Raw genomic sequence first — 25471 nt, forward strand, 5'->3', positions numbered from 1 at the left:
TAAGCTACCAAATCGCTTTTAATCAGCTTGGAAAAATCACGGTTTTTTACTGTGTGGACAGCTTAAGTGGCGGAAAATCAATTATTCCAACACACCCAACACATCAGATTCTTTCATGATTAGCAACTCTTCGCCATCAACTTTAACGACCTGACCTGCATATTGACCAAACAATACTTTGTCGCCCACTTTGACATCTAAAGGACGCACACCATTTGAGAACAGTCCAGTATTATCAACATGATAACCATTGCCCACAGCGATGACTTCGCCTTGTTGCGGTTTTTCTTGGGCAGAACCTGGAAGTAAAATACCGCCTGCAGTTTTTTGCTCTTCTTCGGTACGGCGGACGACGATGCGATCATATAAAGGACGGATTGACATAAGAATTTCTCCAGTTTTTTTGTTTATATAATAAAGATGACAAGGCAATATGGTCAGTGCCAGCTTTGCCTTGCGATACCATCAAAATGGATCGGTTAAAAAATGGTGTTATGCACAAAGTTTTTCAAGGGAAAAATTAAAAATTTTTTTAACCAAAGTCTTTTATACTGCACACTTTTTAAGAAATGCGGTGCTTTTGATGCAATCAACTTAATTATCGCAATCAATCAGCACCGCAACATTTGATTACCAAAGCGTTTTGGGCTTAGCACATCAAGAGCTTTTTGCCAAAGTCCATCTTAGGATTTAGTAGATAATCACTAACATGCTGATCCACGCAAGCATTCGCCCCAAATAGACTGGCTGTATGCCCATGCTTACCTAAAATCACAACGAGCGGATCGTCAAAGCGTTGTGCCATCGTCTTGGCATTGGCATACGGTGTCGCTAGGTCGTGTTCATAAGAGACGAATAGCAAGTTTGGCGTTTGGTCATTGACCAGATGCTCATCTTGGGCATCGGTTGCCTGCCATTGCCAATGATAGCAAGCATCTAGATATTCCTCATCACTTTTGGTCTCAAGATTATCAAAGGTGGCGACATCATCAAGCTGTTTGGCAAAGCCTAGATAGTCCTCCCTACTAAGCCTTGGGGCAGAGTCAGCACAGTTAATCAAACTTAAAGCATCTTCATTAAAGCCAATATTACCAAGCTCACTATATAAGGTCAGCGTCTTATAAGTATCTGTTTTATTTTCATTTAATTGTGCAAACATCGTGCGTAAATCCGCCCAGTTATCTCCATTATTTAGATTTTCAATAAACACACCAAGTAGGCTTGCAGCATCAATTGGGTTGTCTTTGGCGTCTTTTAGATTTTTATTTTCTATGGTTTTTAGGGCTTGAATAAAGCCTTGACTGCTTTTATCAGCAAAAGGACAATCCTCTTGGCAAGCCTCCATAAAATCCTCAAAAGTTGCCTGTGCCTGCTTATTGTGGTTAATCAAAATAGTCGTCAAAGATTCAGCGGTATCCACCACACCATCGGCAACGCCTGCTCTTAGGTGGGTTGGGTAGTATTTGGCATAATTGGCAACAAGTTTAGTGCCATAAGAATAACCAATCATCGACCAAGTCTCTTGTGCTAGCTTTTGACGAATGTTATCCAAGTCTTTGATGACCTCTCTTGAACTGATGAACGGTAAAATATCCGTCCCCATCTCTGCAATACAGGCATCCAGATAGGTTTTGGCATCATCATCTTCTGTGGCTTGACCACAACTAATGACAGGACTGGCAGGAGCAATGCCTCTGGGAGTGTAGCCAATCAGATTAAAATTATCTTTGATACGCTGACCGTATTCATCATCAGCAATGAGTGTATCGCTCATGTCTAGGCTATGCCCTCCTGGTCCACCATTTAGGATTAACAAATCACCAATCGGATTGGGTGTTTGGCTAGGCAGGCGAGTCAGTGCAAGCTCAAAAGTTTTGCCATCAGGTTTATCATAATCTACAGGCACAACAACGGTTGCACATTGTAACTTGACAGATGGCGGTATCACAAACCACGACCAGTAACTGGGGCGATAGCAAGAATGCCAAGTAACATCGCCTTGTTGGACTTGTTTTGAGATTAAATATAAATAACCACAACCTAGAACAAATACCACACCCAACAACAAAAAACCCAAATATTTAAAAAAAGATTTAATCATCAACAAAATCACCACAAAAAACAAACAATAAAAAATAGCTATATTATAACAAAAATAATGACATGATGACAACATCATCATTTCATAAAAAATAATGAATAATATAACAACTCACTATCATTAACATCACTGATTGCCATCGGCTTGAACTTTGATCGCTGTTCTCAAAAAAAATATCACTAAGATAATCTACAAAATATTCACACATTTATCTTGAAATTGTAACAATTCTTGTCTATTATCATATGACACCATCATCACAGATTGTAAAAATTAAAAAGGAATCATTCATGAGTTTATTTACAAAATTAACAACAACAAGCAAAAACACCTATATCGCCATCTTAGGGCTAGGTATATCAATCAGCGGTGCTACGGCTTATGCAGCTGATTTGTCAGAATTTTCAGCGACTTATGCCATCAAAGCTCATGGCAAGAACGGCACCGCCACTCGCACACTCACCAAATCTGGCAATGGCTATCACTATAGCGTCAAAGGACTGGCTGCAGGCATTGCCACACTTAGCCAATCGGCAAAATTTAACCTGTCAGGTAATAAGATTGCCCCATCAAGCTCATCCATGTCGGTGAAATTTTTGGGCTTGGGAAATACGCACAATATTACCTTTAATAACAGCACAAAAACCGTCAATTCTACCTATAAAGGCAAAACCAGTACCTTTAAGATGGGTGAGCAAGCCTATGACGACCTAAGCCTAGAAGCCCAAATTCGCCACGAACTCATCAATGGTAGGTTTACAGGCTCTTATTCATTAGTCAAAAAGTCCGGCATAGAAACCACCAAATTCAAAAAATCTGGCACTTCAAAAATCACCGTCCCTGCTGGCACTTATGAAGTCGTTAGAATTGACCGTGTGCATGATGGTCGTGGTCGCACCACCAGTTTTTGGCTCGCCCCAAGCTTAAGCTACCTACCTGTTAAAGTCAGCCAAACAAGCGATGGCAAATCCATCTCAATGGAGCTAACCAAATTCAACTAAAACCCTACCAAGTCATGCACTCTGGCTAAACAAATAGCCAAACAAAAAAATCAAAGCCCTTAAAGGCTTTGATTTTTTAGCTTTCATCAAGCAAGTATACTTAAGCCAATGGCATCAAAAACAGTACGCCTACAATCCATACACTCACTGCCGATGCATGGGTGGTAGACATCTTAATAACACAAACAAATAATACAAAACTCCACCAATCAGCACAAATTCCACCAGTCGCCCACCCCAAATCAATACAGAAGCAGACTCATAATAACCAATCAACACCAAAACACCTGATACCCCCAAATAGACAAGTAGTACCAAACTCACCACAATCAACGCATAAGGCGAGTTACCACGCAAGACATAGGGGGTAGAGAACAAAGCAGGTAGCAATATTAGCATCTGTATCAGCACACCACTCACCAATGACACACCTGTCGCCACCGCCACCAACACAGGATAGCCAATGATGGCAAAAACAAGCCAAGCCCACAAGCAGGCGATGAGCTTGATGTGGATAGGCTTGATGGGTTTGGTGGGTTTTTGAGTTTTGTTGGTTTTCATGTCAAATAAGATGTCTGGTGAATGTGATTGGTTAATTGTCTGTAGAACAGATATATGACTGGCGTTAATTGGTGTTGTTAATCAATCAACTTTTGAGCAATACAAGCCAGTCGCTCGCCTTGATGAATCGCCAGCACTCGTTCATCTGCCGTCATGGCAAATTCGTGCGATGACCCAACCACGCTTGTCACCCCATAAGGCGTTCCACCACGAGTAGTACGACTCAGCTCTGCGTGTGCATAAGGCAAGCCCACCATCAGCATACCATGATGCAAAAGCGGTATCATCATGCTCAATAAAGTCGCCTCATTGCCTCCATGTAGCGTACCTGTACTACTAAAGACACACGCAGGCTTGCCCTGCAGACGACCTGATAACCACTGGGTTACCGTGTTATCCCAAAAGTACTTCATGCTAGCTGACATATTGCCAAAGTGAGTCGGACTGCCCACCGCAAGCCCCATACAGCCTGACAGCTCATCTGCCGTACAGTACAAATCTCCATCATCAGGAATGCTAGGGTCAAGCTGTTCTGTGCGTGCTGAAACTTTTGGCACTCGGCGTATCTTGACACTCACGCCTGCATTCATTATCCCCTCTGCAATGGCGTAGGCGAGTTCTTTTGTGCGGTTTTGATTGGTATCATATAGCACCAAAATATAATGTTCACTCATTATTCTCTCCATCAATTTTTGTCAGCTTACCTTGTCTGACCACCCTTCATTCAAGCAAAATCTTAGGCGATGAAACAACCAGACCACCATCAGACCATCAGGCTTTTTGCGTCATTCATTATAACGCAAAAAGCCTAAAAACCACACGCCAAATCAATCAGAATTTAACAATCATCACACCCAACACTAGCAAAAATTTACCACATCTTACAAAAAATACTTTAAAAATATCAGATATTTGTTACACTAATCAATCATAATTTTTTGTAACAGCAATGCAAACACGGAATGATTTATGACGAATTTTTTAAACAAACTGCCTTTTGCTCATCATGGCTGGTTCATGTACTTGCGTCTACTAATTCGGCATTTTAACGAAGACGACTGCCTTCAAAAAGCAGCTAGCCTAACCTACACAACACTGCTGTCGCTTGTGCCGATTTTAACCGTGATTTTGGTGGTGTTCTCTAGCATACCTGCCTTATCAGGCATGAGAGAACAGCTACAGTCAATGATTTATAACAACCTTTTGCCATCATCAGGTGCACAAATTAGCGAGTATTTTAATAGTTTTGCTGAAAAATCAAGCAATCTGGGCGTTGTGGGTGTGCTTGGCTTATTCATTACCACCATCATGACGCTCATCACCATAGAAACCGCCTTTAATCAAATCTGGCGTGTCAAAGAACGCACTGGCGGTACAGCAAGCATCATTCGCTACTGGACACTCATTACAATAGGTCCGATTGTGCTTGGTGTGGCATTTGGTGCTTCTAGTGCCATTCAAAGCGTGGATTTTTTAAATCGTCAAATTGCCGGTTATGGCATTAACTGGTCAATCTGGGCATACATCATCTCTGTGCTAATTACCACCGCAGGCTTTATTGGCATGTATTGGTTCATTCCAAAGGCTCAAGTTCCCCTAAAAAATGCCGCCATCGCAGGTGTCATCTCTGCGACACTCTTTGAGATTTTACGCAGAGTATTTGGCACTGTGATGACCAATTTCACTAGCTATGAAGCGATTTATGGGGCATTTGCCGCTTTGCCGATTTTTCTACTTTGGATTTATCTTTCGTGGAACATTATCTTGCTTGGTGTGCAGATTAGCTATACATTGACCATCTTTGATACCAAAGAAGTGCCTACACGCCACCCACTCCTTAGCTTGCTTGATATGCTAAACCTAGCTTACAAACGCTACAAAGAAAGCAAAACCGTCAGCGAGCATGAATTGCGTGAAGTGCTAGGTCGCCGTGAGTTGCCAAAGTGGAGCTTATATCTTGAGCAGTTGGTTGACGCTGATCTAATCACCCACACCAAAAATGATGAATATGTCCTAAAAACAGACTTAAGTAGCATCAGTTTATGGCAATTTTATAAGACTCTACCCTATCCTTTACCCATCAAAGATGAACTAGATATGCTAAAGACGGCGGATTACGATCCTTGGTTTGTTGAGATTTATAAAAACTTGACCAAAATTGAACGCACCGCTAAAGGCGAGCTAGATGTCAGACTGTCACATCTATTTGATAGCACTCCTTTGCGTCAAAAAGACAAAATCGTGCGCATTGTTGATGAAGATGCAGACACCAAGAGCTATGCAGACGGCTTTTCTAGCAGTACCCACCGTGAGATAGATAACGATGGCGACACCATGATTATCCCCAATGGCAAAGCATCATTCACCGAAAGTCGTCTGACCAAAGCTGTTCGGCTAATCAAAAAAGCCCGTCATTTCTTTGGTAAGGGTAAAAAAACCAAAGACGACATCAAGCAAGGGCTAAAATAGCAAACACCCCTGTTGTCAGTCTAAACAACCCAAACAAAAACCGCTCAACATCAGAGCGGTTTTTTAATGATGATGGCAACAACATCACACATCAAAGAAAGTCCGCACCACTTTTCCGGTCAGCTTTTGCCCCAAAAATGGCGTATTCTTACCTGCTGACAGCATGGTGTCTTTATTTACCGTCCAAGCATGGGCTGGATCTACGAGTACCGCACCACCAACAGCTTGGTAGTCTTGAATGCCTGCAATCTTGGCAGGGTTGAGACAGATTTTATCCACCAGTTGCTCAGCGGTCAAAATACCGTCCGCCACCAGTTTGCACCCAAGCGAAACAAAGGTATCAAAATTACTAATACCTGGCATACTCTCAGCAAATGGGGCTTGCTTGGCACTGCTTGATAGTGGCTCATGATGAGAACAGATGGCATCAATCGTACCGTCTTGCAGTCCCTTGATGAGTGCCTGCTGATCGGTATTAGAGCGAAGTGGTGGCAGAACATAGGCGTGGGCATTATACCCTTCTATGTCGTCATCGGTCAGATGAAGCTGATGCATGGCGACATCACAGGTAATCGGCAAGCCCTTAGATTTTGCCCAACGAATCAGCTCTACCGAAGTACGGCAAGTAATCTGGCTAAAATGAGCTGTAAGCCCAGTCTCCTCCACCATCAAAAGCTGTTTTGATAGTGCGATGGTCTCAGCTAGCCACGGAATGCCTGCCAACCCATGAAACGAAGCGATATAGCCATCGTGTGCCACACCCCCAGTAGATAGGCTTGGCTCATCAGGATAAAAAAACACTTTCAAATCAAAAGTAGAAGCATACTCCAAAGTACGAAGCATGACCAAATCAGAATCAAATCCTTTGGCGGTATTGGTAACACCAATAGCACCGCCATGCTTTAGCCCTGACAGATTGGCTGGTTGCTTGCCATCTAGCCCTTGCGTCAATGCCCCCAAAATATGCAGATACACACCGCCATCTTGAAAGGCTTTTTCACGCAGACCCTTTAATAATGACCCACTTTCTAGCACAGGATTGGTATCAGGTGGTAATACGATATGCAAAATGCCGTTTTCTCTTGCCGCCCTACCCTCGCTTGCCAATGTGCCATGCGACTGATGACCTGGTTCACGCAGGCGTGCACACAAATCGACAATCGGTGGAATAAGCCATGCATTGCTAGTATCGGTATCTTTTAGAAGCTCAGTATTAAATTGCCAATCATTTGGGAGTAGGTTTTTCATTATCTTTATCCTAATCTTTATCCTAAAAAATTAAATGTCCTGCCTGCGAAACGCTCTATATAAATATGCCATCAGAGATAAAACCCCCTAAACACCCCTTAATGACTGCTGTCCATGCATCGCCATTGCCATCACCGCCATACGCACAGCGATGCCATTATTGACCTGCTTTAAAATCACAGATTGCTTACCATCAGCCACGCTTGACGCTATCTCAACACCACGATTCATCGGACCTGGATGCATGACAAGGGCGTTTGGATTGGCAAGTTTGACACGATCCTCAGTGATGCCATATACCTTAAAATATTCTGAAGTTGATGGCAGTAACGGCGAGCCGATACGCTCGTTTTGGATACGAAGCCCAATGATGACATCAACACCCGCCAGACCTTCTTCCATATTATCAAAGACGCTTACGCCATACCGCTCAATGCCCTTTGGTAATAGCGTATGCGGAGCAACCACTCGAATGTCTTTTACCCCAAGTGTGGTCAGTGCCGAGATGTCTGAGCGTGCCACTCGGCTGTGCTTGATATCGCCAATGATGGCAACAGACAGCTCGTCAAACGATTTATTATGTTTTAGGCAGAATTCACGATGAATGGTCAGCATATCAAGCATGGCTTGGGTGGGGTGGGCGTGCCAGCCATCGCCTGCATTGATGATGGCAACATTTGGTGTAACCTCAGTCGCCATAAAGTGAGCCGCACCACTAGATGAATGACGCACCACGAACATATCAGCACTCATCGCCTCTAGGTTCCATAGTGTATCACGCAGGCTCTCGCCCTTGTTGGCACTTGATTTGGCAATGTCAAGATTAAGTACATTAGCGCCGAGTCTTTTTTGTGCTGCCTCAAATGTGGTGCGTGTGCGAGTAGAATTTTCAAAAAACAGATTCATGACTGTCTTACCGACCAACTCATCGGTATTAATCAGTCGTCCATGACCATCAAAATATCCCATCGCCTTATCAAGGATGCTTTCTAGCTGAAGGCGAGACAGCCCTTCCACACAGATAAAATGACAAATACAATCATCAGTCAGTTGTGGGCGAGCCAAAGATTGCTGTAGACGAGTGCAAATGTCAAGGTCCTTCATGGTGTCTCCTATTTAAATATGGTTTAGATACAGCAAGAATACAGTAAAAATTGATGCATTATACTACATTATACTGGTTCTGCCCATATTTGCCAACAAAAAACACCCAACCTTTACCGACCGCTTAGCAACCATCATGATGAAGATGATTACTAAGTGATTTAATTACCACTATTATAGCCGATGTTTAATGTATGAACACCTGGCTTGGCAGTGTTTAGATCCACGCTCGCCTGCACCCCTACGGTGAGAAGACAATAAACCCAACCCTCTCCTCCTCTTGCCTTGGCATAAAAAAAGCCATTTCGTGCTCTGGACATAAAATCAACCGTCATGCTTACGCCGTTACCAACCTCAACCTGTTTGGTGGCAATTTTATGAGTAAAGAAGTCTATCTGTTGTGGCGGAATAACAGGGCTGGCAGGCTGACCATTGACCGTAAACCGATGAGCATTTTGGACCAGATAGTCTCTCATGGTTCCTCGATAATTACCATGATTAGGTCTTGATAATCCTTGACAACATTCGTTAAGAAAATCTCGGTTCCTACTCTTATCTCTAAGGGTGGCGTTTCTTGCAAAAGTAGCAAAATAAAACGCTTCTTGTAACGGATCACGCAAACTTTTCGCCTCTTTAAAGACATGGTTCTGTGAAAGCGGTGTGTCAGGAAAATCAGGACCGGTCACCTCCACAGAGCTTACGCTAAAGTCTGCCACTTTTGTGGTTCGCCCCACGCCGATTGCCTGACTATCTCCCCTGATGATCACATTCTCAGATACATTGATTTTTCTTTGCAGTGCTGCCAAATTGATATCACGAAAACAGCCATAGATTGTAACACCATTATGATTGCCAACTTCGGCATATCCGCTGATTACCCTGCCATTATCAATATCTGGATCACTATAGCAGTCCCCTGCATAAGCCTGCGACATCGTCAAAAAAGACAATACACCCCATATCATCGTTGATTTTTTTGGGGAAAATGTTGCAGGAAGTGTTAAAAAATCTGTTAGCTTGTTCATCGATATCTCGCTTCAGTTGATGCTGCGTCTAGCACCACGCCAAGAACATAGTCATCTACCACGACCACTTGCTTAGGGGTATGACCATCAGCACGAATGATATACTTACCCTTTGGCAGTCCATCTAATAAGAAATAGCCATTTTTATCGGTCTTAGTATGAGTCATGATTTTATCATCTTTCCATGCTTGCACCTGTTCGCCACCAACCGAAATGCGACCACGAATACCATAGGACTGGGTCATCTGCCACTGAATATGGGTAGGCAAGCGTGCATCTATCTTTGCCACCGCCTTATTTGGCAAGGCGTACTCAATCGGTATGTTGCGTCCGTCTAGCTCAATCTCATACACGCCTTTGGGTAGGTCTATCAGATAGGTGCTTTTTTTGTTGGTGCTAGACAGCAGATTGGCTGATGTCAGTTTGTTATTCACATTAAAGAACATCGGTTCATCAGGCGTTATTTTAAAATCTTCATAGTCATGCAACAAGGTAATCACCGCCTGCCCACCAGCATTGCCACTGGCGACATACCTGCCCAATTTTGGCAAGCTAGCAGGGGGTTTGTAGGCATTTAGGCCAATACGCAAGAACCATTCGCCTTCACTACGCTTAGTGTCGCTAAGATCCACCTTGCCGATGCGGTTCTCATAAGACCCACGCCAAGCATTACCGCCATGGCGATAGCTTGCACCGATATCAATGCCTTTTTTTGTGCGGTGTTGCCAATAAAACTGCAAAGCAACATTGTCTTTTTTGGTCAAGTTATGCCAAGACGCACCCACAGACAGCGATTGATGGTTAGATAGGCGGTGTTGCAAGCTACTTTCAATACCAAAGGCTCGCTTGTTGTCATGCGTGCTATTACCACTATGCCCTACATACACCCCTGACTGTAGCGTGGTTCTGTCTGTTAGGCGTAGCGATGATGACAAATGGTGTTTATGCGGATCAACGCTGTATTGATAATTGCTATTAAATCGGCTCTGTAGATGGCGATAGCTAGCATGATAACGCCAATAGTCATTATGCGACTGATACTGCAAGTCATGACTTAACCGATCGCTTAGATGAAAACGAGTATATGAACTGGTATTATCGCCATCTTGGGTAACTGACATGTGCGTGCGTTCATTGGGGGTGTAATACAGTCCTAGATGATGGCGGTCATCATAAGTGGAGCGAGCGTAGCGATAGTTCGCTCGCCACACTTCTTTCTCGTAGCGAGCATCTACACGAACATTACCATCACGATGATAGTCCACATCTATGTTGGTGTAGCGGTTCGGTGCTATGTTCGCCCCACCTGCCAGTCGTTATCTTGATTTTGCTGATGCTTTAGCCCTGCTCTTAGGCTAAGTTTATTATGCAAGCCATAAGCAAGGTGTGCGTAAGCGGTCTGTTCGCTATGCTCATCAAACACGCCCAGACGACCAACACCGGCTTGCACCAATAGCTCATTGGTCGCCACTGAGCCATAACGCTTGCCCAAAGACACACGCTCTACACGCATAGGCACAGCCGATAGCGGATTGTCAAATATCGCCACCTCAATCAGACTGTGGCGGTCAATGGCTGACATATCCAGATTTAAAAACTCATACCGACCATCAAGCAAACTTTGTACACGAGCCACCGTCCTGCCGTTGATACGAAGTTCTGCCAGACCGCCTGCCACACCCACACCTTTGATGTGCTGATAATCATGGCTAGGTGCGTCTATCAGCGCACTGGTTTTGCCATCTACATGACCTGTTAGATGTCTTGCGATATTGGCACTGCTAAAAGCCACATTCAGACCTGTGATGGTATTAAACACGGTATTGGTGCTACCAAGTCTGATGGCCGTCTTGGGCGTTGATGTTAGCCAGTAGGCATTATCAAGTTTGGTTTTTTCGTCATTGTCTTTACTGACTGATACGCCCCAAGTACCGCCCAGTGCATAACCAAAAGCATCTAGCTGATGATGATACGCACCTTATCATCGTTGTTCGTACGACCTGATAGCTGAGTGTTCATCTGCAAGCCCTGTAATCCTGCCACACTTGGCGTGTGCGTAACAATGGGGCGTGGCTTTGGGGCGGGTTGTTTTTTGGGTAGGGTTGCTACCATCAGATGAATCTGTAAATCCGATGGCAGATACTCTGCCGTAATGCCTAGTAGCTTTAGTGAATCAAACGAAATATACGCCAAGCCATCATGATACACCAGCTCATCAAAAGCAATCTTCGCCTCTCCAAGCGGTGTCTTAAATAGCATACTCTCTTCTTGGTCGTCAGTGGTGATGTCAAGCACAGCCAAATCAGACACACTGACATAATAACGCTCATCATGCCACAGTGCATCAATACCACCTTTGTTTTGGTGGTTAATCTTTAGACCGACCAACTGTAGCTCGCCTGCCCATGCAGGCAATGCCACAGCCCCTGTCATCGCTACAATGATCGCCCCACGAAGTACTCTATTTATCATAGCCACGCCTCAACCCATCATCTGTCATCAGCGGTGCATGATACGAATGGGCAACTGATACTGCGAGCCGATTTTTACCACCGCTGACGACTCTGTCTGCTCTACGATGGGGTTTTGGATTTTTTGATTGATGACCAATAGTCCACAATGGGTTGTTTTGGGCAGGTCAGCAGGTGGGCGAAACGACAGACGAATGGTCTGATAGCCCCCAGATGGCACCGTAAATGACTGCGGTGCGACCACAGTTCAACTTTGTATCTTAGCCCCATCTTCTATGGCTGTCAGCTGTTCATCAGCGTCTAGCAAAGACAGCTCTATCAGCTTAGGCTCTTCGCCATAGTTATAAAAAGTAACCGACTCATCAACCCTGCCGTGAGCCATCACGCTGATACTCGGTGGCGAGATGCCCACCAACTGGGGTGGTGGCATGTCTATCTCACGCCCATGTGCGTCTTTTTGTATCACGACCAATCTTGAACCCTGTGCGTCTCGCTCTACGGTAGTCTGCAAGCTAGCAGCGTGACTGGTCGTGCCAAGTGTCGCCACGATGGTGGTCATGATGGCGATATGGATGTACTTTATGCGTTGTATGGTATTCATAGCAGTTACTCATCTACTTCATCAACTGTGCCAACTCTCAACAATAGCATTGGCATTTTAACAAACTCTTTGAATAAAAAGCATCAAACACCGGTGTTTGATGCTTTTTATTTAAGTTAATCAGGATAGATTAGGATCGAGGTTATTGTCTAGCTTCCAGTTTCAAGAGAAAAGTCTGCCCATCTGATTTATGCAGCCCTGTTTTTTTACTTGTTCAAAATTTAAGTCAAAAGTAATATCACCTTTGGTAGGAGTCCATTTAGAGTCTACCAAATCAATTGAGGGTCCAGACCCCCCATTACCTTTAACCTTAACATTTTCAGTTTTAACTATAGAAGTTGGATCTGAATCGCTCTTATGTGTGTCATCTGAATTCCAAATGCTTAATTTGACGCCATTTTCTGATATACTGCGTACCGCCCACGCATCTTTTAGAGTAACCGAAATTTTGTTTTCACTTTTAGTATTAGGGGTACTGGTAGTAACTAGTTGGTCATCTGTTAGATCTGCACCATTTATTGAATCATTATCCTTAATTTCAATATCCGGTCTACCAAAATTACCAATGCCAGTGCCACAACCTATTGCCACATTTCGGATGGCAGAATGAAACTCAATACCTACAGTTTGCCAGGATACAATACGAGCACATCAGGTAGCTCCACCTGCAAGTCCATAGAACCAGAGATAGAATTTACTTGAGCTGTTGCCACAGATACACTAGCACCCAATACCGCCATGGCGGTCGCAATTTTTTTAACATTTTAATGATCCATAATCCGATGAAAAAACGGCCCTGCGGTCAGCACGGCCTATAAAATATAAGTGGGTAGAATACACTAGGACAACCCATACGCTCTACCAGCCTATTATGTGCCATTATACGCATGGGGGGAATGAAATCTTTTTTTTGTAAATATTTATATATTCTTGTAATTTTATGACTGATTTGTTGCTAGTTTTATATTTTATGTATCAATGATGGGCTAAATGAATCAACAACCCAAAAAAGCAATAACCCCCAGACTAACTCATAAAAGACACCCATCAAGCAAGATTAACAACCAAACTAAAAGGACTAAGCCCTATTGATTAAGAAACTTAGTCCCCATTTTTGCCTTGAGTAAAACCACTGAAGAACACCCTAGCCCATCATCTATTATCTAAGATTTAGGGCGTAGTTCAACCCAAACAGTCTTTACCATGGTGCTTGGCAATTATAGCTTAGCAGTTACATAGTCAATGGCTTTTTGTACGGTGGTCAATTCAGCAGAATCTTCATCAGGAATGGTAATACCAAAGTTGCTTTCAAATGCCATCACCAGTTCAACCAAATCTAGAGAGTCAGCACCCAAGTCGTCCATAAATGATGCTTCATTGTTGATGTCAGCAACATTTAGACCAAGTTGCTCAGCCACTGCGTCTTTTACTTTAGCTTCGATATCGCTCATGAGAGTTTCCTTTTAATGAAATGGATAAACGCCAGTATCGACACCATGCCGAGCTTAGCGACTTATCTTACAATAATTTTTTCAATGTATATATCATAAAACATTTTTGCCGATAGTGCAAGTTTTATGGATACATATGTTCACAATTTGCACTCAATGATAATCACAAGCTCGTCATTTGTCAATGATTTTATCCATCGTCATTGCCATCATGATGAATGCCAAATTTGATTATCACTGTATCATGCCTTACATATACATACCACCATTGACAGCAAGTACCTCGCCTGTGATGTAGCTTGCTTCATCACTTGCCAAGAAAGTAACGGCTACTGCTATCTCTTCAGGTTGAGCCATGCGACCAAGTGGCACAGCATCAAGCATGGAGTTAATCAGACGCTCATCAAGCTCTTCGGTCATGTCAGTCTCCACAAAACCTGGTGCTACACAGTTTACTGTAACGCCACGAGAGCCTATCTCTCGTGCCAATGCACGAGTGAACCCCTCAACACCTGCTTTACTGGCAGCGTAGTTCGCCTGACCTGCATTACCCATCTGACCCACCACCGAAGTGATATTGATGATACGACCAAAGCGAGCCTTCATCATGCTACGCACCGCACGGCGAGAAGTGCGATAGATAGATGTTAAATTGGTATCAAGCACATCAAACCAATCTTCATTTTTCATACGCATCAAAAGCCCATCTTTGGTGATGCCTGCATTGTTCACCAACACATTCACGCCACCATAGACGCTATCAATCTCTTCAAACAGTTTATCAATGGCTTCATCATCGCACACATCAAGCACACGACCGATGCCACCTGATTCACTCAAATACTCTTCAATGGCACAAGCACCTTTTTCGCTCGTTGCTGTGCCGATGACAAAATGACCCTCATCAGCGAAACGCTGAGCGATGGCTCGACCAATGCCACGACTTGCACCTGTTACTAAAACAATTTTTCTACTCATGTAAATTCTCCAATTTCTCAATACGAGCCAGTTTATCACTTGGCAGTGCGGTGATTGGCTGTGCTTGGCGTTTTGCAAGATTTGACAGAACATTACCTGGACCACATTCAATCACAACATCAATATGCTTATCCGCCAGTTTTTGCATGGTTTTTGCCCATTGTACAGGCATGGACAACTGCTCAATTAGGGCAGTTTTAATCTCACTGATACTCTCATGAACCTGTGCATGGCGGTTTTGTATGACAGGAATCTGTGGCAGATTGAATGTCGTTTCGCCAAGCAAGGTCGCTAATTTATCGGTGGCAGGATTCATCAACGCACAATGCGATGGCACGGATACCTTAAGAGCGACTGCTTTTTTACCCAAATTCTCAACCGCATCTAGCACATGGCAGACACCCACCTCTGTACCTGCTACGACCACCTGAGCTGGACTATTGAAGTTGGCAGGATTGACGATGCCTGCTTGATTGGTTGCGTCTTCGCATAGGCTAACCACTTGCTCATCATCTAGCCCAAGCACCGCCGCCATCTGCGTATCAATACCAAGAACCGCATCTGTCATATATTTTCCTCGTTCATGCACAAGTTTAACCGCATCAGATAAACTTAATACGCCACTTGCCACCAACGCACTGTACTCACCCAAAGAATGCCCTGCCAAACACACAGGCGTCAAACCTTGAACAGATAATTTTTCACTGATAACACGCCAAATGGCGACACTCGCTGCCACCAATGCAGGTTGTGTGTACTGTGTCTTGTGCAGACGCTCTTCGTCTTGAGTGATCTCCCAGAGATCAAAACCCAAAGTTGCACTCGCCTCATCAAAGACCGCTTTAACTACTGAAAAATGCTCTGCCAACTCATTCATCATTCCCACAGTCTGCGAACCTTGACCTGGAAAAACAACGGCAATGCGTTTGGCTGTATTATTTTCTGTCATAAAACACCTTGTTATGGATTTTTAATCACTGCATTTAAACAATTAACATAAAAATTGATGTGCATTTTATCATAAAAAAATAAACATTTGTTTACTAATTTTTGTGTAAATTTTTAATATAACATAACGAAATCTTGCTCATCGTAAGCACAAAAAAGCCAAGTGTATTGATGAACAATACAGCCTGGCTTTTGCAATCATAATCTACCGATTAGCTGTTTTGGCTTAACTTGAACAGTTGGCGACCACGGTAGAAACCATCTTTGGTCGCATGGTGGCGAAGATGTTTTTCGCCAGTAGTAGAATCAATGCTGATAGTGCTCACTACCATACGGTCGTGTGAACGACGCATGTCGCGGCGTGAACGGCTTTTGCGGTTTTGTTGAACTGCCATGATAGCTCCTAAAATTCGTCAAATTAAGGCAATTTAACACCTAAATCGCCAAATAAACAATAAAAATGGTCGTGCGTTTTATGGATGACCGTTGCATTAACACAACTCAAAGCATAGCATAGCACCTTTTGCTTTGACATCTTTAATAAGCACAATAAACGCTGTATTATACTAAAAAATTTCACTATTTTCAAAGCATAAACGCAAAAAATTACAAAACTTTCTATTTTATGCCAATTTATGCCAAATAATCTTTTAATTGAGCTTGCCTTTTAATGCAGCCAGTGCCGCAAATGGGTTATCCGCCATCTCATCATCGTCATTGGCATCTACCATCTCAATCGGCATCTCGCATTCGCTGTGGCGTGGCGATAGTGGCAAGACAAGCAGCAGCTCATCTTCAAGCAAATCTTGAATGGGTAGCATTTTTCTCACCCCTTCGCCATTGATTTCATCAACCAGTACATATTCAGCGTCTTTTACCTGCTCAATTTGGCTCTCATGCGATAAAATCGCCAAACGATACTGATTGATTATGTCAATATTCATATCCTCCAAACAACGCTGGCAGGACACGATAAGCTCACCAACAACATCAAAAGTTAGCCACAAGATGCCTAAAGTTTTTTGTAAATTAACCTGAACGGTCAGGTTCTTATGCTGTCTTGTTTGGTTGGTTAGATTAACATGAGTGGACAGACGCTCAAAGCTTGCCACCACTACCTCGCCAGACCACACAAAACCAATATCCGCCCACTTTTCAAGCACGATATTGGCAGGAAATTCTTTATTTGCCAAATCTAAAGATGGGTTTGTTGCCTTGTTCATTATAAATTCCTAATTCGTATTGCCTTATTATTTCATAAAATCAATAAATTTTCACGATAATTTTTATAATGCTTGATTACACTTGACTGACAAAATTATCCTCAACGCCCATCAAATAAATAATGCTATAATAACAAACAACAAAATTTCATGGTGTTTTTTATGCAATCTGTTGATTTTAGCACATTATCCCCAAATCTTAATATCAACCCATCTGACCAAAAAATACACATTCAATCACTATGGCAACAGTTGTTTTTTGATGAATCTCTCACAAAAGACATTGCCAAACTCAGTCAAAACATTGATGCCACAGCATGGCAAACATATGCCTCACACTGGCAGAGTATCGATAAAAATGATGATAAGGCACTCACCGACTGGCTCATCAGTTTATTTAATCACTTATTTAACCAACCCAACATTGGCATGATGCCCACCACGCTCGTTCGGGGCGATGGCGAACCTGAATATTTCCCCACTGACGACAAAAATCCTGCAAGAATTGAGTTTGCTCATGGTTTTTTTGCCAGTAGCCTGCACGAAATCAGTCATTGGTGTATCGCCGGCAAAGCAAGACGCACTCTCAATGACTTTGGTTATTGGTATGAATCGGACGGACGAAATGAACAGACCCAAGCCATCTTTGAACAAGTAGAAATCAAGCCCCAAGCCATTGAGTGCTTACTCAATCAAGCCTGTGGACGCTATTTTTATGTTTCTCAAGACAATCTGAATGCAGATTTTGATACCAGTAAAAGCACTTTTGCCACCGATGTTTATGCTAAGGCACAAGACTATCTAAGCACGCCAAACACCCTGCCTAGAGATGCCAAAAGGTTGCTGTGGATATTGCTACGCCTTTGTCAAGGATTTACACCAACCCACTTTCACTAACAATACAAGAGATAAGTCATGCAAACACTTTATTTACACCCAAAAAATCCACAAACCAGACTACTAGAACAAATCGCCAATACATTAAAAGAAGGCAAAATTATCGCTTATCCAACCGAATCAGGCTATGCTTTATTGACACACTCTCAGGCTAAGCATACAACAAATCATCTTGCTCATATCAATCAAATCGTACAAAGCGAGCCATCAACGCTAATCTGCAAAAACATCAGCGATGCGACAAACTACGCCAACATCAATAATGCCCAATTTCGCCAAATCAAATCATGCGACACATCTGCCAAACGATTTATTCTAGAAGCAAGTAAGCAGACACCCAAGCACCTGCTCAACAAAAAGAAGTTGATTGGCATACAGTTTAGCGAATACACACCACTTGCCTCCCTACTTGATATTGTTGGCGAACCTTTGGTCATCAGCGACCTAGATGGTCAATTGATGAACACCGAGACCCCCTATGACATTGAAGATGTATTAAGCAATCAAATTGATGTACTGGTCAATATTGATATGATTGAAAATATCCAAACAATAGAAGTCGTTGATTTGAGTGATTTATCAGATTAGATCGCTTTAACATACATGACATACATTTTAGCGGTAAATGCAGATACAATAAATTCAATCCAATCAAATCACCCAACCGTCATAAATAACAATCCAAGTCTCATCATTTAAAATTTAAAGCACCAAAACAAAAATCCCAGTCTAGACTGGGATTTTTTTGAGTAGAAAACCGATTATGGGCGGTCAACTAGCTCAACATATGCCATCGGTGCATTATCGCCATCACGATGACCGCACTTGATGATACGCAGGTAACCACCTGGGCGAGTTTTGTAACGAGGACCTAGTTCGTTGAATAGTTTACCAACGATTACCTTGTTACGAGTGCGGTTAAATGCCAAACGGCGGTTAGCAACACTATCTTCTTTCGCCAATGTGATTAGAGGCTCAGCTACACGGCGTAGCTCTTTTGCCTTAACCAAAGTGGTTTTGATTAGCTCATGTTCAAACAAAGAATTAGTCATGTTTTGGAACATTGCCTTACGATGGCTGCTGGTGCGACCCAGCTTTACGCCACTATTACGATGTCGCATGGTCAGTATCCTTTAAATTAACGGCTACGATAAGAAAAACGATCATCAACTCTCAAATCGCTTGGTGGCCATGTCTCTAAACGCATGCCTAACTCCAAGCCCTTAGACGCAAGTACGTCCTTGATTTCGGTCAATGATTTCTTACCAAGATTTGGGGTCTTAAGCAGTTCAGTTTCTGAACGCTGTACCAAATCGCCAATATAATAAATGTTTTCAGCTTTTAAGCAATTTGCTGAGCGAACCGTTAGTTCAAGATCATCCACTGGGCGTAATAGCACAGGGTCAATCTCTTCTTTCTCTTTGACAGGCTCAACCACTTCTTCTGCTTCCAAATCCACAAAAATTGCGATTTGTTGTTGCAAAATGGTTGCCGCTTTACGAATTGCTTCTTCTGGATCGATGGTACCGTTAGTCTCAAGCTCAATGATAAGCTTGTCTAGGTCGGTACGCTGCTCAACACGAGCATTTTCAACATCATAAGCAACACGCAGAATTGGGCTAAAACTTGCATCAAGTTTTAAGCGACCAATTGCTTTAGAGTTTGCATCTTCACGGCGTTGGTTGGCAGGCTCATAGCCACGACCTGTTACTACACGCAAACGCATCTTCAGATGACCACGCTCACTAAGCGTTCCTAACACCAAATCAGGGTTAGCAATCTCTACATTGTGTGGCAACTCAAGATCAGCAGCAGTAACAACACCTGCACCTCGCTTGTCCAAAGTCAAATAAGCTTCATTTTGGTCATGCAGTGTGATTGCCAAACCTTTTAGGTTTAAAAGCAAATCAAGCACATCTTCTTGCAGGCCTTCAAGTGTAGAATATTCATGATCCACACCTTCAATCTCTGCTTCAATAACTGCAGCACCAGACAATGAAGAAAGTAGAATACGGCGAAGGGCATTACCTAGCGTATGCCCAAAACCTCTCTCTAACGGCTCGAGCGTGACCTTAGCAGTCGTTTCATTAACCGCATCCACATGAATGGTGCTAGGTGTTAGAAACTCAGTTGCATTTGTCATAGTGTCACCTCGATGATTAATTCGGATTATTTAGAATATAGCTCAACAATCAAGCTTTCGTTGATTTCAGCAGGTAGTTCACTACGCTCTGGTGCAGTTTTGAAAGTACCTTGAAGTTTGCTGTGATCAACTTCTAGCCATTCTGGAATACCGCGTTGAGTCGCAAGTTCAATAGCATTTTTGATACGCAATTGCTCTTTTGACTTTTCGTGAACAGCGATTACATCACCATCTTGTACTTGGATTGATGGAATGTTCACACGAACAAACTCATCACGACCTGCTTTTTTAAGCAAGATCGCACGATGGCTAACAAGCTGGCGAGCTTCTGCACGCGTTGCACCAAAACCCATACGATACACAACATTATCTAAGCGACGCTCTAGCATGCCTAATAGGTTTTCACCAGTTGCACCACGCATACGGGCAGCTTCTTTATAGTAGTTTGAGAATTGACGCTCAAGCACACCATACATGCGTTTTACTTTTTGCTTCTCACGAAGTTGCGATGCGTATTCAGAAGTTTTATTTTGGCTGTTGCCATGCTGACCAGGTGCACGACTAGCTTTCTTAGTTTTCACATCATAAGGCTTTACACCTGATTTGAGCTGCAAATCAGTACCTTCACGGCGTGATAATTTTAATTTTGGACCAATATAACGGGCCATGTGTCTTTCTCCTTAAACGCGGCGTTTCTTAGGCGGGCGGCAGCCGTTGTGTGGAATTGGGGTTACATCACTAATGCTGTTAATTTTATAACCCAATGCACCTAATGCACGAACCGCAGACTCACGACCTGGTCCTGGACCTTTAACCAAGACATCAACATTTTTAACACCATAGGTTTCTTGAGCTGCTTTACCAGCAACTTCAGCAGCAACCTGTGCAGCAAAAGGTGTTGATTTACGTGAACCACGGAAGCCTTGTCCACCTGAGGTGGCCCAAGCCAATGCATTACCTTGACGGTCGGTAATGGTTACAATGGTGTTATTAAAAGACGCATGAATATGGGCGATACCTTCAGATACCGAACGGCGAGCCACTTTTTTGCGGCTACGGGTGTCTTTTGCCATCTTTTAGCTTCCTAAATTAGTTACTTTTTAATTGCTTTGCGTGGACCTTTACGGGTACGCGCGTTAGTTTTAGTGCGTTGACCATTTACAGGTAGACCACGACGGTGGCGAAGACCACGGTAGCAACCCAAATCGACCAAACGCTTGATATTCATTGAAATTTCACGACGAAGGTCACCTTCAGTAGTGTAATTTACAACTTCAGCACGGACAGCATCTAGCTGTACATCATCCAACTGACCAATTTTAGTGGTTTCGTTGATACCAACAGTAGCAAGGATTTGCTTAGCTGTAGTACGACCTATACCAAAAATGTAAGTTAGTGAAATCACAGCGTGTTTGTTGTCCGGAATGTTTACACCGGCAATACGAGCCATTAACTTCTCTCCATTAGCACAAATACAATTGTATTTGCTAGGTTTACTCTAACAATCTGTTCAAATAACAGATTGATATGGCAATTAGCGGATAATACATTATCCGCTACTAATTTGCAAGGATTAATTTGTAACAATTAACCTTGGCGTTGCTTGTGGCGTGGCTCTGAGCTACAGATAACTAGAACCTTGCCTTTGCGACGAACAATTTTGCAACTGCCGCAAATCTTTTTAACTGATGCTTGAACTTTCATGTCATGCTCCTAAAGTACACCAACTATTGGTTGTTTGGCGATTTAATTAAAGTCTGATTATGATATTGATGAGTCATCAAATGTGCTTGAATCTGAGCAATGAAATCCATCAAAACAACTACCATAATCAATAAAGATGTACCACCTAACGGAATGGCTTGACCAAATGATGATTGTACAATCATTGGCATCAAGCAAATGATTGCCATATACATTGCACCAATAAATGTTAGGCGATTTAAAACAAAGTCTAAATAACGCTTGGTCTGTTGTCCAGGTCTAATACCTGGGATATATGCACCACTACGCTTTAGGTTTTCAGCAACCTCTTTGGGATTGAACATCAAAGCTGTATAAAAATAACAGAAGAAGATAACCATCCCACCAAAAAGCAGTAAATAAAGCGGTGCATCAGGCTGCAAAACCAAAGAAATATTTTGAATAAAACTTTGGAACAGCGTTGGGTTTTCAGTTGGAGTTGAAAAATGTCCCAAACTGGCTGGTAACATAAGCAAAGAACTGGCAAAAATTGCAGGAATCACACCCGCCATATTGATTTTTAATGGCAAATGAGATTGCTGCTGAGCATAAACCTTGCGTCCTTCCTGCTGTTTTTGAGCATAGTTCACTGGCACTCTGCGTTGAGCTCGTTCAATAAAGACGATAGCAGCAGTAACAGCAATACCCAAAATGGCAAAAACGAAAGCGGTTAAAAGCTCCTTACTGCCACCTGTGCTATTAGCAAAGATGCCTCCAATCATGTTTGGTGCACTTGCCACAATACTGGCAAGAATCAGCATAGAAATACCGTTACCAATACCACGCTCAGTAATTTGTTCACCCAACCACATCAAAAACATGGAACCTGCAACAAGAGATGTTACCGCAGGAATATAGAAACTCGAACCTGTCGATAGAGTTAGATTCTGTGAAATTAACCCTGCCGACATACCCACCGCCTGCACAAAAGCCAATGCCAAAGTACCTTGGCGGGTATATTTATTTAATGTTCTACGCCCTGCTTCACCTTCTTTTTTAAGTGCTTCCAAAGAAGGCACAACAGCCGACATCATCTGCACCACAATCGATGCTGAGATATAAGGCATGATTCCAAGTGCCATAATGGACATACGCTCAAGAGAACCACCAGAGAACATGTTAAACATGCCCAAAAAAGTATTCTCACCAGCTTCAAAAAACTCAGCCAAGCGTATTGGATTCATGCCTGGTACAGGTACATGTGAACCTAGACGATAAACAATCAACGCACCAATTAAAAAAAGAATACGATTCCAAAGCTCGTCGTATTTACGGATAAATACGAAAGGATTTAATGGAATATTTGATTTGGACGCTGAATGTTTTGACACGACATTACTCCTCGATGCTACCGCCAGCAGCTTCGATTGCTTGTTTTGCACCTTTAGTTACTTTTACACCTTTAAAGGTCAAAGCACGGCTAATTTCGCCAGATAGGATGACGCGAGCACGCTTCATATCGCCACGGATAATGTTAGCAGCTTTTAGAGTGTCAACGCTAACCACATCGCCTTCGATTTTATTTAGCTCAGACAGACGAACTTCAGCAGTAGTTAGTGCTAGTTGGCTGGTGAAACCAAATTTTGGCAAACGGCGATAGATCGGCATTTGACCGCCTTCAAAACCTGCTGGAATGCTTGAACCTGAGCGTGAAGTTTGACCTTTGATACCACGACCACCAGTCTTACCAAGACCAGAACCGATACCACGACCACGACGCTGGGCGGTCTTTTTTGCACCTAGTGCAGGTGCTAATTCATTTAAACGCAGACCCATTACGCTTCCTCCACTTTAACCATGTAATTTACACGATTTACCATACCACGAATTGAAGGAGTGTCTTCAACTTCAACAGTATGACCGATACGACGTAGTCCTAAACCTTTTAGGCAAGCTTTGTGGCTTGCTAAGCGATGACTACTCGATTTTACTTGAGTAACTTTAATTGTTTTCATCGTAACTTACCTACTTCTTAACCCAAAATTTCTTCTATAGATTTACCACGCTTAGCGGCAACTTGTTCTGGTGAAACCATGTCACGCAAGCCTTTGAAAGTCGCTTGTACAACATTGGCTGCATTAGTTGAGCCGTAGCACTTAGCCAATACGTTTTGAACGCCTGCAACTTCAAGAACTGCACGCATTGCACCACCAGCAATAACACCTGTACCTTCAGATGCTGGTTGCATATACACTTTAGATGCACCATGGCGTGCGTTGATTGGATGTTGTAGGGTATGCCCTGCCAATTCAACAGTAATCATATTACGCTTGGCAGCTTCAAGTGCTTTTTGGATAGCAGCAGGCACTTCACGGGCTTTACCACGACCAAAACCTACACGACCATTACCATCACCAACTACTGTTAGAGCAGTGAAAGAGAAGATACGACCGCCTTTTACAACTTTTGCTACACGATCAACAACAACCAATTTTTCTACCAAACCATCAGTTTGTTCAACTTTTGCCATGATTAGAACTCCAATCCATTTTCACGGGCTGCGTCTGCTAGTGCTTTTACGCGGCCATGATATTTAAAACCACTACGGTCAAATGCAACTTTAGTGATGCCTGCTGCTTTTGCACGCTCAGCGATGAGTGCACCAACAGCTTTTGCTGCTTCAACATTACCAGTAGCACCAGAACGAAGAGTAGCATCTAAAGTTGAAGCCTGAGCAACAACGACACCACCTGTTGGTGAGATAACTTGAGCATAGATATGGCGTGGAGTGCGAGTGACAGTCAAACGATTAACGCCTAAGTGACGGATGTGTGCACGGGTTTTTTTCGCTCGGCGAAGACGAGCTGATTTTTTATCGAACATGTTTGCTCACCTTACTTATTTTTTCTTAGCTTCTTTGCGAAGAACCACTTCGTCGCTATAACGAACACCTTTACCTTTATAAGGCTCAGGCGGACGGAAGCTACGAATTTTTGCTGCTGCTTGACCCAACTTTTGCTTGTCGCTTGATTTCAAAACGATTTCAGTTTGGCTTGGGCTTTCTGCAGTAACGCCTTCAGGTAGCGTATACTCGATTGGATGAGAAAAGCCTAGGCTTAGGTTTACTTTGTTACCTGCAACCTGTGCACGATAACCAACACCGATAAGTTGTAGGCGACGCTCAAAACCATTACTTACACCATGAACCATGTTGTTGATTAATGCACGCACTGTACCAGTGTGCATCCACGCTTCTTTAGTGTCAGCAATAGGAGAAAGCGTAACAACGCCATCTTCTTGTTTTAGCTCGACCAAATCATGCAGGCGTAAAAACAAAGAACCGTTCTTGCCTTTAACTTCAACCTGCTGACCGTTCAAAGTAACGCTGGTACCAGCTGGTAGCGTTACAGGGGCTTTAGCCACACGAGACATAGGAGTTTTCCTTAAATGATAATAAAACGCCATCAAATGATGGCAATGAAACCATGCTTTTTTAAATAAAAATAAAAGTTTTGTACATAAAACTTAGAGATTATTTAAATAAGCAAATTATTATAACAGAAAAAA

Annotated in this window: 34 protein-coding genes; 4 read left to right on the forward strand and 30 right to left on the reverse strand. The window is 42.9% G+C overall.

Annotated elements, in window-relative coordinates:
• Window positions 1-81: 81 nt before the first annotated feature.
• Window positions 82-384 carry a co-chaperone GroES gene (locus ACERC6_RS03990; protein WP_373627844.1) on the reverse strand — a complete coding sequence of 101 codons (303 nt, stop codon included), beginning with the start codon at window positions 382-384 and terminating at the stop codon, window positions 82-84.
• Between the two features lie 265 nt (window positions 385-649).
• Window positions 650-2101, reverse strand: coding sequence for an alpha/beta fold hydrolase (locus ACERC6_RS03995; RefSeq protein WP_284673981.1), 1452 nt, complete (start codon window positions 2099-2101; stop codon window positions 650-652).
• Window positions 2102-2457: 356 nt separating this feature from the next.
• Here ACERC6_RS03995 and ACERC6_RS04000 point away from each other — a divergent pair, with 356 nt between their 5' ends.
• On the forward strand, window positions 2458-3102 hold the full coding sequence (locus tag ACERC6_RS04000; protein WP_373627935.1) for a DUF3108 domain-containing protein: 645 nt from the start codon (window positions 2458-2460) through the stop codon (window positions 3100-3102).
• A gap of 144 nt (window positions 3103-3246) precedes the next feature.
• Here ACERC6_RS04000 and ACERC6_RS04005 read toward each other — a convergent pair whose 3' ends face one another.
• Both ACERC6_RS04005 and wrbA read right to left on the reverse strand, forming a co-directional pair.
• A complete protein-coding gene (locus tag ACERC6_RS04005; protein ID WP_373627847.1) occupies window positions 3247-3663 on the reverse strand; it encodes a hypothetical protein in 417 nt (138 codons plus the stop codon).
• Between the two features lie 77 nt (window positions 3664-3740).
• The gene (gene wrbA, locus ACERC6_RS04010) at window positions 3741-4337 is read right to left on the reverse strand and encodes an NAD(P)H:quinone oxidoreductase (protein WP_373627848.1); all 597 of its coding nucleotides are present in this window, start codon (window positions 4335-4337) and stop codon (window positions 3741-3743) included.
• Window positions 4338-4632: 295 nt separating this feature from the next.
• Here wrbA and ACERC6_RS04015 point away from each other — a divergent pair, with 295 nt between their 5' ends.
• On the forward strand, window positions 4633-6132 hold the full coding sequence (locus ACERC6_RS04015; protein ID WP_373627850.1) for a YihY family inner membrane protein: 1500 nt from the start codon (window positions 4633-4635) through the stop codon (window positions 6130-6132).
• A gap of 84 nt (window positions 6133-6216) precedes the next feature.
• Here the strand turns inward: ACERC6_RS04015 and ACERC6_RS04020 are convergent, their stop codons facing one another.
• From ACERC6_RS04020 to ACERC6_RS04085, 14 genes are all read right to left on the reverse strand, one after another.
• Complete coding sequence (locus tag ACERC6_RS04020; RefSeq protein WP_373627852.1) at window positions 6217-7380, reverse strand: dihydroorotase; 1164 nt, start codon at window positions 7378-7380, stop codon at window positions 6217-6219.
• Window positions 7381-7467: 87 nt separating this feature from the next.
• Complete coding sequence (locus tag ACERC6_RS04025; protein ID WP_284673975.1) at window positions 7468-8484, reverse strand: aspartate carbamoyltransferase catalytic subunit; 1017 nt, start codon at window positions 8482-8484, stop codon at window positions 7468-7470.
• Between the two features lie 161 nt (window positions 8485-8645).
• Entirely contained in the window at window positions 8646-9509 is an 864-nt protein-coding gene (locus tag ACERC6_RS04030) for a hypothetical protein (RefSeq protein WP_373627853.1), read from the reverse strand.
• A complete protein-coding gene (locus tag ACERC6_RS04035) occupies window positions 9506-10774 on the reverse strand; it encodes a hypothetical protein (protein ID WP_373627855.1) in 1269 nt (422 codons plus the stop codon). Before ACERC6_RS04035 ends, ACERC6_RS04030 begins: the two co-directional genes overlap by 4 nt.
• Before the next feature lie 26 nt (window positions 10775-10800).
• Complete coding sequence (locus ACERC6_RS04040; protein WP_373627857.1) at window positions 10801-11328, reverse strand: hypothetical protein; 528 nt, start codon at window positions 11326-11328, stop codon at window positions 10801-10803.
• 137 nt (window positions 11329-11465) lie between these two features.
• The gene (locus tag ACERC6_RS04045) at window positions 11466-11981 is read right to left on the reverse strand and encodes a hypothetical protein (protein ID WP_373630505.1); all 516 of its coding nucleotides are present in this window, start codon (window positions 11979-11981) and stop codon (window positions 11466-11468) included.
• 27 nt (window positions 11982-12008) lie between these two features.
• Window positions 12009-12224, reverse strand: coding sequence for a hypothetical protein (locus tag ACERC6_RS04050; protein ID WP_373627860.1), 216 nt, complete (start codon window positions 12222-12224; stop codon window positions 12009-12011).
• A gap of 3 nt (window positions 12225-12227) precedes the next feature.
• Window positions 12228-12581, reverse strand: a complete 354-nt coding sequence (locus tag ACERC6_RS04055) for a hypothetical protein (protein ID WP_373627861.1) — start codon at window positions 12579-12581, stop codon at window positions 12228-12230.
• Between the two features lie 162 nt (window positions 12582-12743).
• Window positions 12744-13172: a hypothetical protein gene (locus ACERC6_RS04060; RefSeq protein WP_373627863.1), complete on the reverse strand. Its 429-nt coding sequence runs from the start codon at window positions 13170-13172 to the stop codon at window positions 12744-12746.
• A gap of 626 nt (window positions 13173-13798) precedes the next feature.
• Window positions 13799-14032, reverse strand: a complete 234-nt coding sequence (acpP, locus tag ACERC6_RS04065) for an acyl carrier protein (RefSeq protein ID WP_284673968.1) — start codon at window positions 14030-14032, stop codon at window positions 13799-13801.
• A gap of 249 nt (window positions 14033-14281) precedes the next feature.
• Complete coding sequence (fabG, locus tag ACERC6_RS04070; protein ID WP_284674548.1) at window positions 14282-15016, reverse strand: 3-oxoacyl-ACP reductase FabG; 735 nt, start codon at window positions 15014-15016, stop codon at window positions 14282-14284.
• Entirely contained in the window at window positions 15003-15959 is a 957-nt protein-coding gene (gene fabD / locus ACERC6_RS04075; RefSeq protein WP_284673967.1) for an ACP S-malonyltransferase, read from the reverse strand. Before fabD ends, fabG begins: the two co-directional genes overlap by 14 nt.
• Before the next feature lie 211 nt (window positions 15960-16170).
• Window positions 16171-16353 carry a 50S ribosomal protein L32 gene (gene rpmF / locus ACERC6_RS04080; protein ID WP_373627864.1) on the reverse strand — a complete coding sequence of 61 codons (183 nt, stop codon included), beginning with the start codon at window positions 16351-16353 and terminating at the stop codon, window positions 16171-16173.
• Between the two features lie 255 nt (window positions 16354-16608).
• A complete protein-coding gene (locus ACERC6_RS04085) occupies window positions 16609-17181 on the reverse strand; it encodes a DUF177 domain-containing protein (protein ID WP_373627865.1) in 573 nt (190 codons plus the stop codon).
• Window positions 17182-17343: 162 nt separating this feature from the next.
• Here ACERC6_RS04085 and ACERC6_RS04090 point away from each other — a divergent pair, with 162 nt between their 5' ends.
• Window positions 17344-18078 carry an elongation factor P hydroxylase gene (locus ACERC6_RS04090; RefSeq protein ID WP_373627866.1) on the forward strand — a complete coding sequence of 245 codons (735 nt, stop codon included), beginning with the start codon at window positions 17344-17346 and terminating at the stop codon, window positions 18076-18078.
• A gap of 18 nt (window positions 18079-18096) precedes the next feature.
• Window positions 18097-18666 (forward strand): Sua5/YciO/YrdC/YwlC family protein, encoded by a 570-nt coding sequence (locus ACERC6_RS04095; RefSeq protein WP_373627867.1) that lies wholly within the window; start codon window positions 18097-18099, stop codon window positions 18664-18666.
• 173 nt (window positions 18667-18839) lie between these two features.
• On the opposite strand, the gene rplQ is transcribed toward ACERC6_RS04095, so the two are convergent.
• The 12 genes from rplQ to rplF form a co-directional block, all read right to left on the reverse strand.
• The gene (rplQ, locus tag ACERC6_RS04100) at window positions 18840-19199 is read right to left on the reverse strand and encodes a 50S ribosomal protein L17 (RefSeq protein ID WP_284673962.1); all 360 of its coding nucleotides are present in this window, start codon (window positions 19197-19199) and stop codon (window positions 18840-18842) included.
• 17 nt (window positions 19200-19216) lie between these two features.
• A complete protein-coding gene (locus ACERC6_RS04105) occupies window positions 19217-20221 on the reverse strand; it encodes a DNA-directed RNA polymerase subunit alpha (RefSeq protein WP_373627868.1) in 1005 nt (334 codons plus the stop codon).
• A 26-nt stretch (window positions 20222-20247) separates the two neighbouring features.
• Window positions 20248-20889 (reverse strand): 30S ribosomal protein S4, encoded by a 642-nt coding sequence (gene rpsD, locus ACERC6_RS04110; RefSeq protein ID WP_277808221.1) that lies wholly within the window; start codon window positions 20887-20889, stop codon window positions 20248-20250.
• A 12-nt stretch (window positions 20890-20901) separates the two neighbouring features.
• On the reverse strand, window positions 20902-21294 hold the full coding sequence (gene rpsK, locus ACERC6_RS04115) for a 30S ribosomal protein S11 (RefSeq protein WP_036364258.1): 393 nt from the start codon (window positions 21292-21294) through the stop codon (window positions 20902-20904).
• A gap of 20 nt (window positions 21295-21314) precedes the next feature.
• A complete protein-coding gene (gene rpsM / locus ACERC6_RS04120; RefSeq protein WP_373627869.1) occupies window positions 21315-21671 on the reverse strand; it encodes a 30S ribosomal protein S13 in 357 nt (118 codons plus the stop codon).
• A 137-nt stretch (window positions 21672-21808) separates the two neighbouring features.
• Entirely contained in the window at window positions 21809-21925 is a 117-nt protein-coding gene (gene rpmJ / locus ACERC6_RS04125; RefSeq protein ID WP_036364264.1) for a 50S ribosomal protein L36, read from the reverse strand.
• A 23-nt stretch (window positions 21926-21948) separates the two neighbouring features.
• On the reverse strand, window positions 21949-23295 hold the full coding sequence (gene secY, locus ACERC6_RS04130) for a preprotein translocase subunit SecY (RefSeq protein ID WP_284673959.1): 1347 nt from the start codon (window positions 23293-23295) through the stop codon (window positions 21949-21951).
• A gap of 4 nt (window positions 23296-23299) precedes the next feature.
• Window positions 23300-23740 carry a 50S ribosomal protein L15 gene (gene rplO, locus ACERC6_RS04135; protein WP_373627873.1) on the reverse strand — a complete coding sequence of 147 codons (441 nt, stop codon included), beginning with the start codon at window positions 23738-23740 and terminating at the stop codon, window positions 23300-23302.
• Window positions 23740-23919, reverse strand: coding sequence for a 50S ribosomal protein L30 (gene rpmD / locus ACERC6_RS04140; protein WP_284673958.1), 180 nt, complete (start codon window positions 23917-23919; stop codon window positions 23740-23742). Before rpmD ends, rplO begins: the two co-directional genes overlap by 1 nt.
• A gap of 17 nt (window positions 23920-23936) precedes the next feature.
• Window positions 23937-24434: a 30S ribosomal protein S5 gene (gene rpsE / locus ACERC6_RS04145; RefSeq protein ID WP_284673957.1), complete on the reverse strand. Its 498-nt coding sequence runs from the start codon at window positions 24432-24434 to the stop codon at window positions 23937-23939.
• A gap of 2 nt (window positions 24435-24436) precedes the next feature.
• On the reverse strand, window positions 24437-24787 hold the full coding sequence (rplR, locus tag ACERC6_RS04150; protein ID WP_284673956.1) for a 50S ribosomal protein L18: 351 nt from the start codon (window positions 24785-24787) through the stop codon (window positions 24437-24439).
• A gap of 15 nt (window positions 24788-24802) precedes the next feature.
• Window positions 24803-25336, reverse strand: coding sequence for a 50S ribosomal protein L6 (gene rplF, locus ACERC6_RS04155; RefSeq protein ID WP_373627876.1), 534 nt, complete (start codon window positions 25334-25336; stop codon window positions 24803-24805).
• Window positions 25337-25471: the final 135 nt, after the last annotated feature.

It is taken from the genome of Moraxella sp. E33BD (assembly GCF_041807865.1).
In the GTDB taxonomy this organism is placed as follows: domain Bacteria; phylum Pseudomonadota; class Gammaproteobacteria; order Pseudomonadales; family Moraxellaceae; genus Moraxella; species Moraxella haemolytica.

Excerpts from the sequence above, each read along its gene's own strand:
- rplO (WP_373627873.1), bottom strand. The coding sequence starts at position 23,740 with ATGGGTCTGCGTTTAAATGAATTAGCACCTGCACTAGGTGCAAAAAAG.
- wrbA (WP_373627848.1), bottom strand. The coding sequence starts at position 4,337 with ATGAGTGAACATTATATTTTGGTGCTATATGATACCAATCAAAACCGC.
- ACERC6_RS04105 (WP_373627868.1), bottom strand. The coding sequence starts at position 20,221 with ATGACAAATGCAACTGAGTTTCTAACACCTAGCACCATTCATGTGGAT.
- rpsD (WP_277808221.1), bottom strand. The coding sequence starts at position 20,889 with ATGGCCCGTTATATTGGTCCAAAATTAAAATTATCACGCCGTGAAGGT.
- ACERC6_RS04045 (WP_373630505.1), bottom strand. The coding sequence starts at position 11,981 with ATGATAAATAGAGTACTTCGTGGGGCGATCATTGTAGCGATGACAGGG.
- rpmD (WP_284673958.1), bottom strand. The coding sequence starts at position 23,919 with ATGAAAACAATTAAAGTTACTCAAGTAAAATCGAGTAGTCATCGCTTA.
- ACERC6_RS04020 (WP_373627852.1), bottom strand. The coding sequence starts at position 7,380 with ATGAAAAACCTACTCCCAAATGATTGGCAATTTAATACTGAGCTTCTA.
- ACERC6_RS03990 (WP_373627844.1), bottom strand. The coding sequence starts at position 384 with ATGTCAATCCGTCCTTTATATGATCGCATCGTCGTCCGCCGTACCGAA.
- rpsM (WP_373627869.1), bottom strand. The coding sequence starts at position 21,671 with ATGGCTCGTATTGCCGGTGTAAACATTCCGGACAACAAACACGCTGTG.
- acpP (WP_284673968.1), bottom strand. The coding sequence starts at position 14,032 with ATGAGCGATATCGAAGCTAAAGTAAAAGACGCAGTGGCTGAGCAACTT.
- fabD (WP_284673967.1), bottom strand. The coding sequence starts at position 15,959 with ATGACAGAAAATAATACAGCCAAACGCATTGCCGTTGTTTTTCCAGGT.
- ACERC6_RS03995 (WP_284673981.1), bottom strand. The coding sequence starts at position 2,101 with ATGATTAAATCTTTTTTTAAATATTTGGGTTTTTTGTTGTTGGGTGTG.
- rplF (WP_373627876.1), bottom strand. The coding sequence starts at position 25,336 with ATGTCTCGTGTGGCTAAAGCCCCTGTAACGCTACCAGCTGGTACCAGC.
- ACERC6_RS04025 (WP_284673975.1), bottom strand. The coding sequence starts at position 8,484 with ATGAAGGACCTTGACATTTGCACTCGTCTACAGCAATCTTTGGCTCGC.
- ACERC6_RS04030 (WP_373627853.1), bottom strand. The coding sequence starts at position 9,509 with ATGAACAAGCTAACAGATTTTTTAACACTTCCTGCAACATTTTCCCCA.
- ACERC6_RS04005 (WP_373627847.1), bottom strand. The coding sequence starts at position 3,663 with ATGAAAACCAACAAAACTCAAAAACCCACCAAACCCATCAAGCCTATC.
- rpmF (WP_373627864.1), bottom strand. The coding sequence starts at position 16,353 with ATGGCAGTTCAACAAAACCGCAAAAGCCGTTCACGCCGCGACATGCGT.
- ACERC6_RS04085 (WP_373627865.1), bottom strand. The coding sequence starts at position 17,181 with ATGAACAAGGCAACAAACCCATCTTTAGATTTGGCAAATAAAGAATTT.
- rplQ (WP_284673962.1), bottom strand. The coding sequence starts at position 19,199 with ATGCGACATCGTAATAGTGGCGTAAAGCTGGGTCGCACCAGCAGCCAT.
- rpsK (WP_036364258.1), bottom strand. The coding sequence starts at position 21,294 with ATGGCAAAAGACACCCGTAGCCGCAAAAAAGTGGCTCGCCGTTCGGTA.
- rpsE (WP_284673957.1), bottom strand. The coding sequence starts at position 24,434 with ATGGCAAAAGTTGAACAAACTGATGGTTTGGTAGAAAAATTGGTTGTT.
- ACERC6_RS04015 (WP_373627850.1), top strand. The coding sequence starts at position 4,633 with ATGACGAATTTTTTAAACAAACTGCCTTTTGCTCATCATGGCTGGTTC.
- rplR (WP_284673956.1), bottom strand. The coding sequence starts at position 24,787 with ATGTTCGATAAAAAATCAGCTCGTCTTCGCCGAGCGAAAAAAACCCGT.
- ACERC6_RS04095 (WP_373627867.1), top strand. The coding sequence starts at position 18,097 with ATGCAAACACTTTATTTACACCCAAAAAATCCACAAACCAGACTACTA.
- rpmJ (WP_036364264.1), bottom strand. The coding sequence starts at position 21,925 with ATGAAAGTTCAAGCATCAGTTAAAAAGATTTGCGGCAGTTGCAAAATT.
- ACERC6_RS04055 (WP_373627861.1), bottom strand. The coding sequence starts at position 12,581 with ATGAATACCATACAACGCATAAAGTACATCCATATCGCCATCATGACC.
- ACERC6_RS04090 (WP_373627866.1), top strand. The coding sequence starts at position 17,344 with ATGCAATCTGTTGATTTTAGCACATTATCCCCAAATCTTAATATCAAC.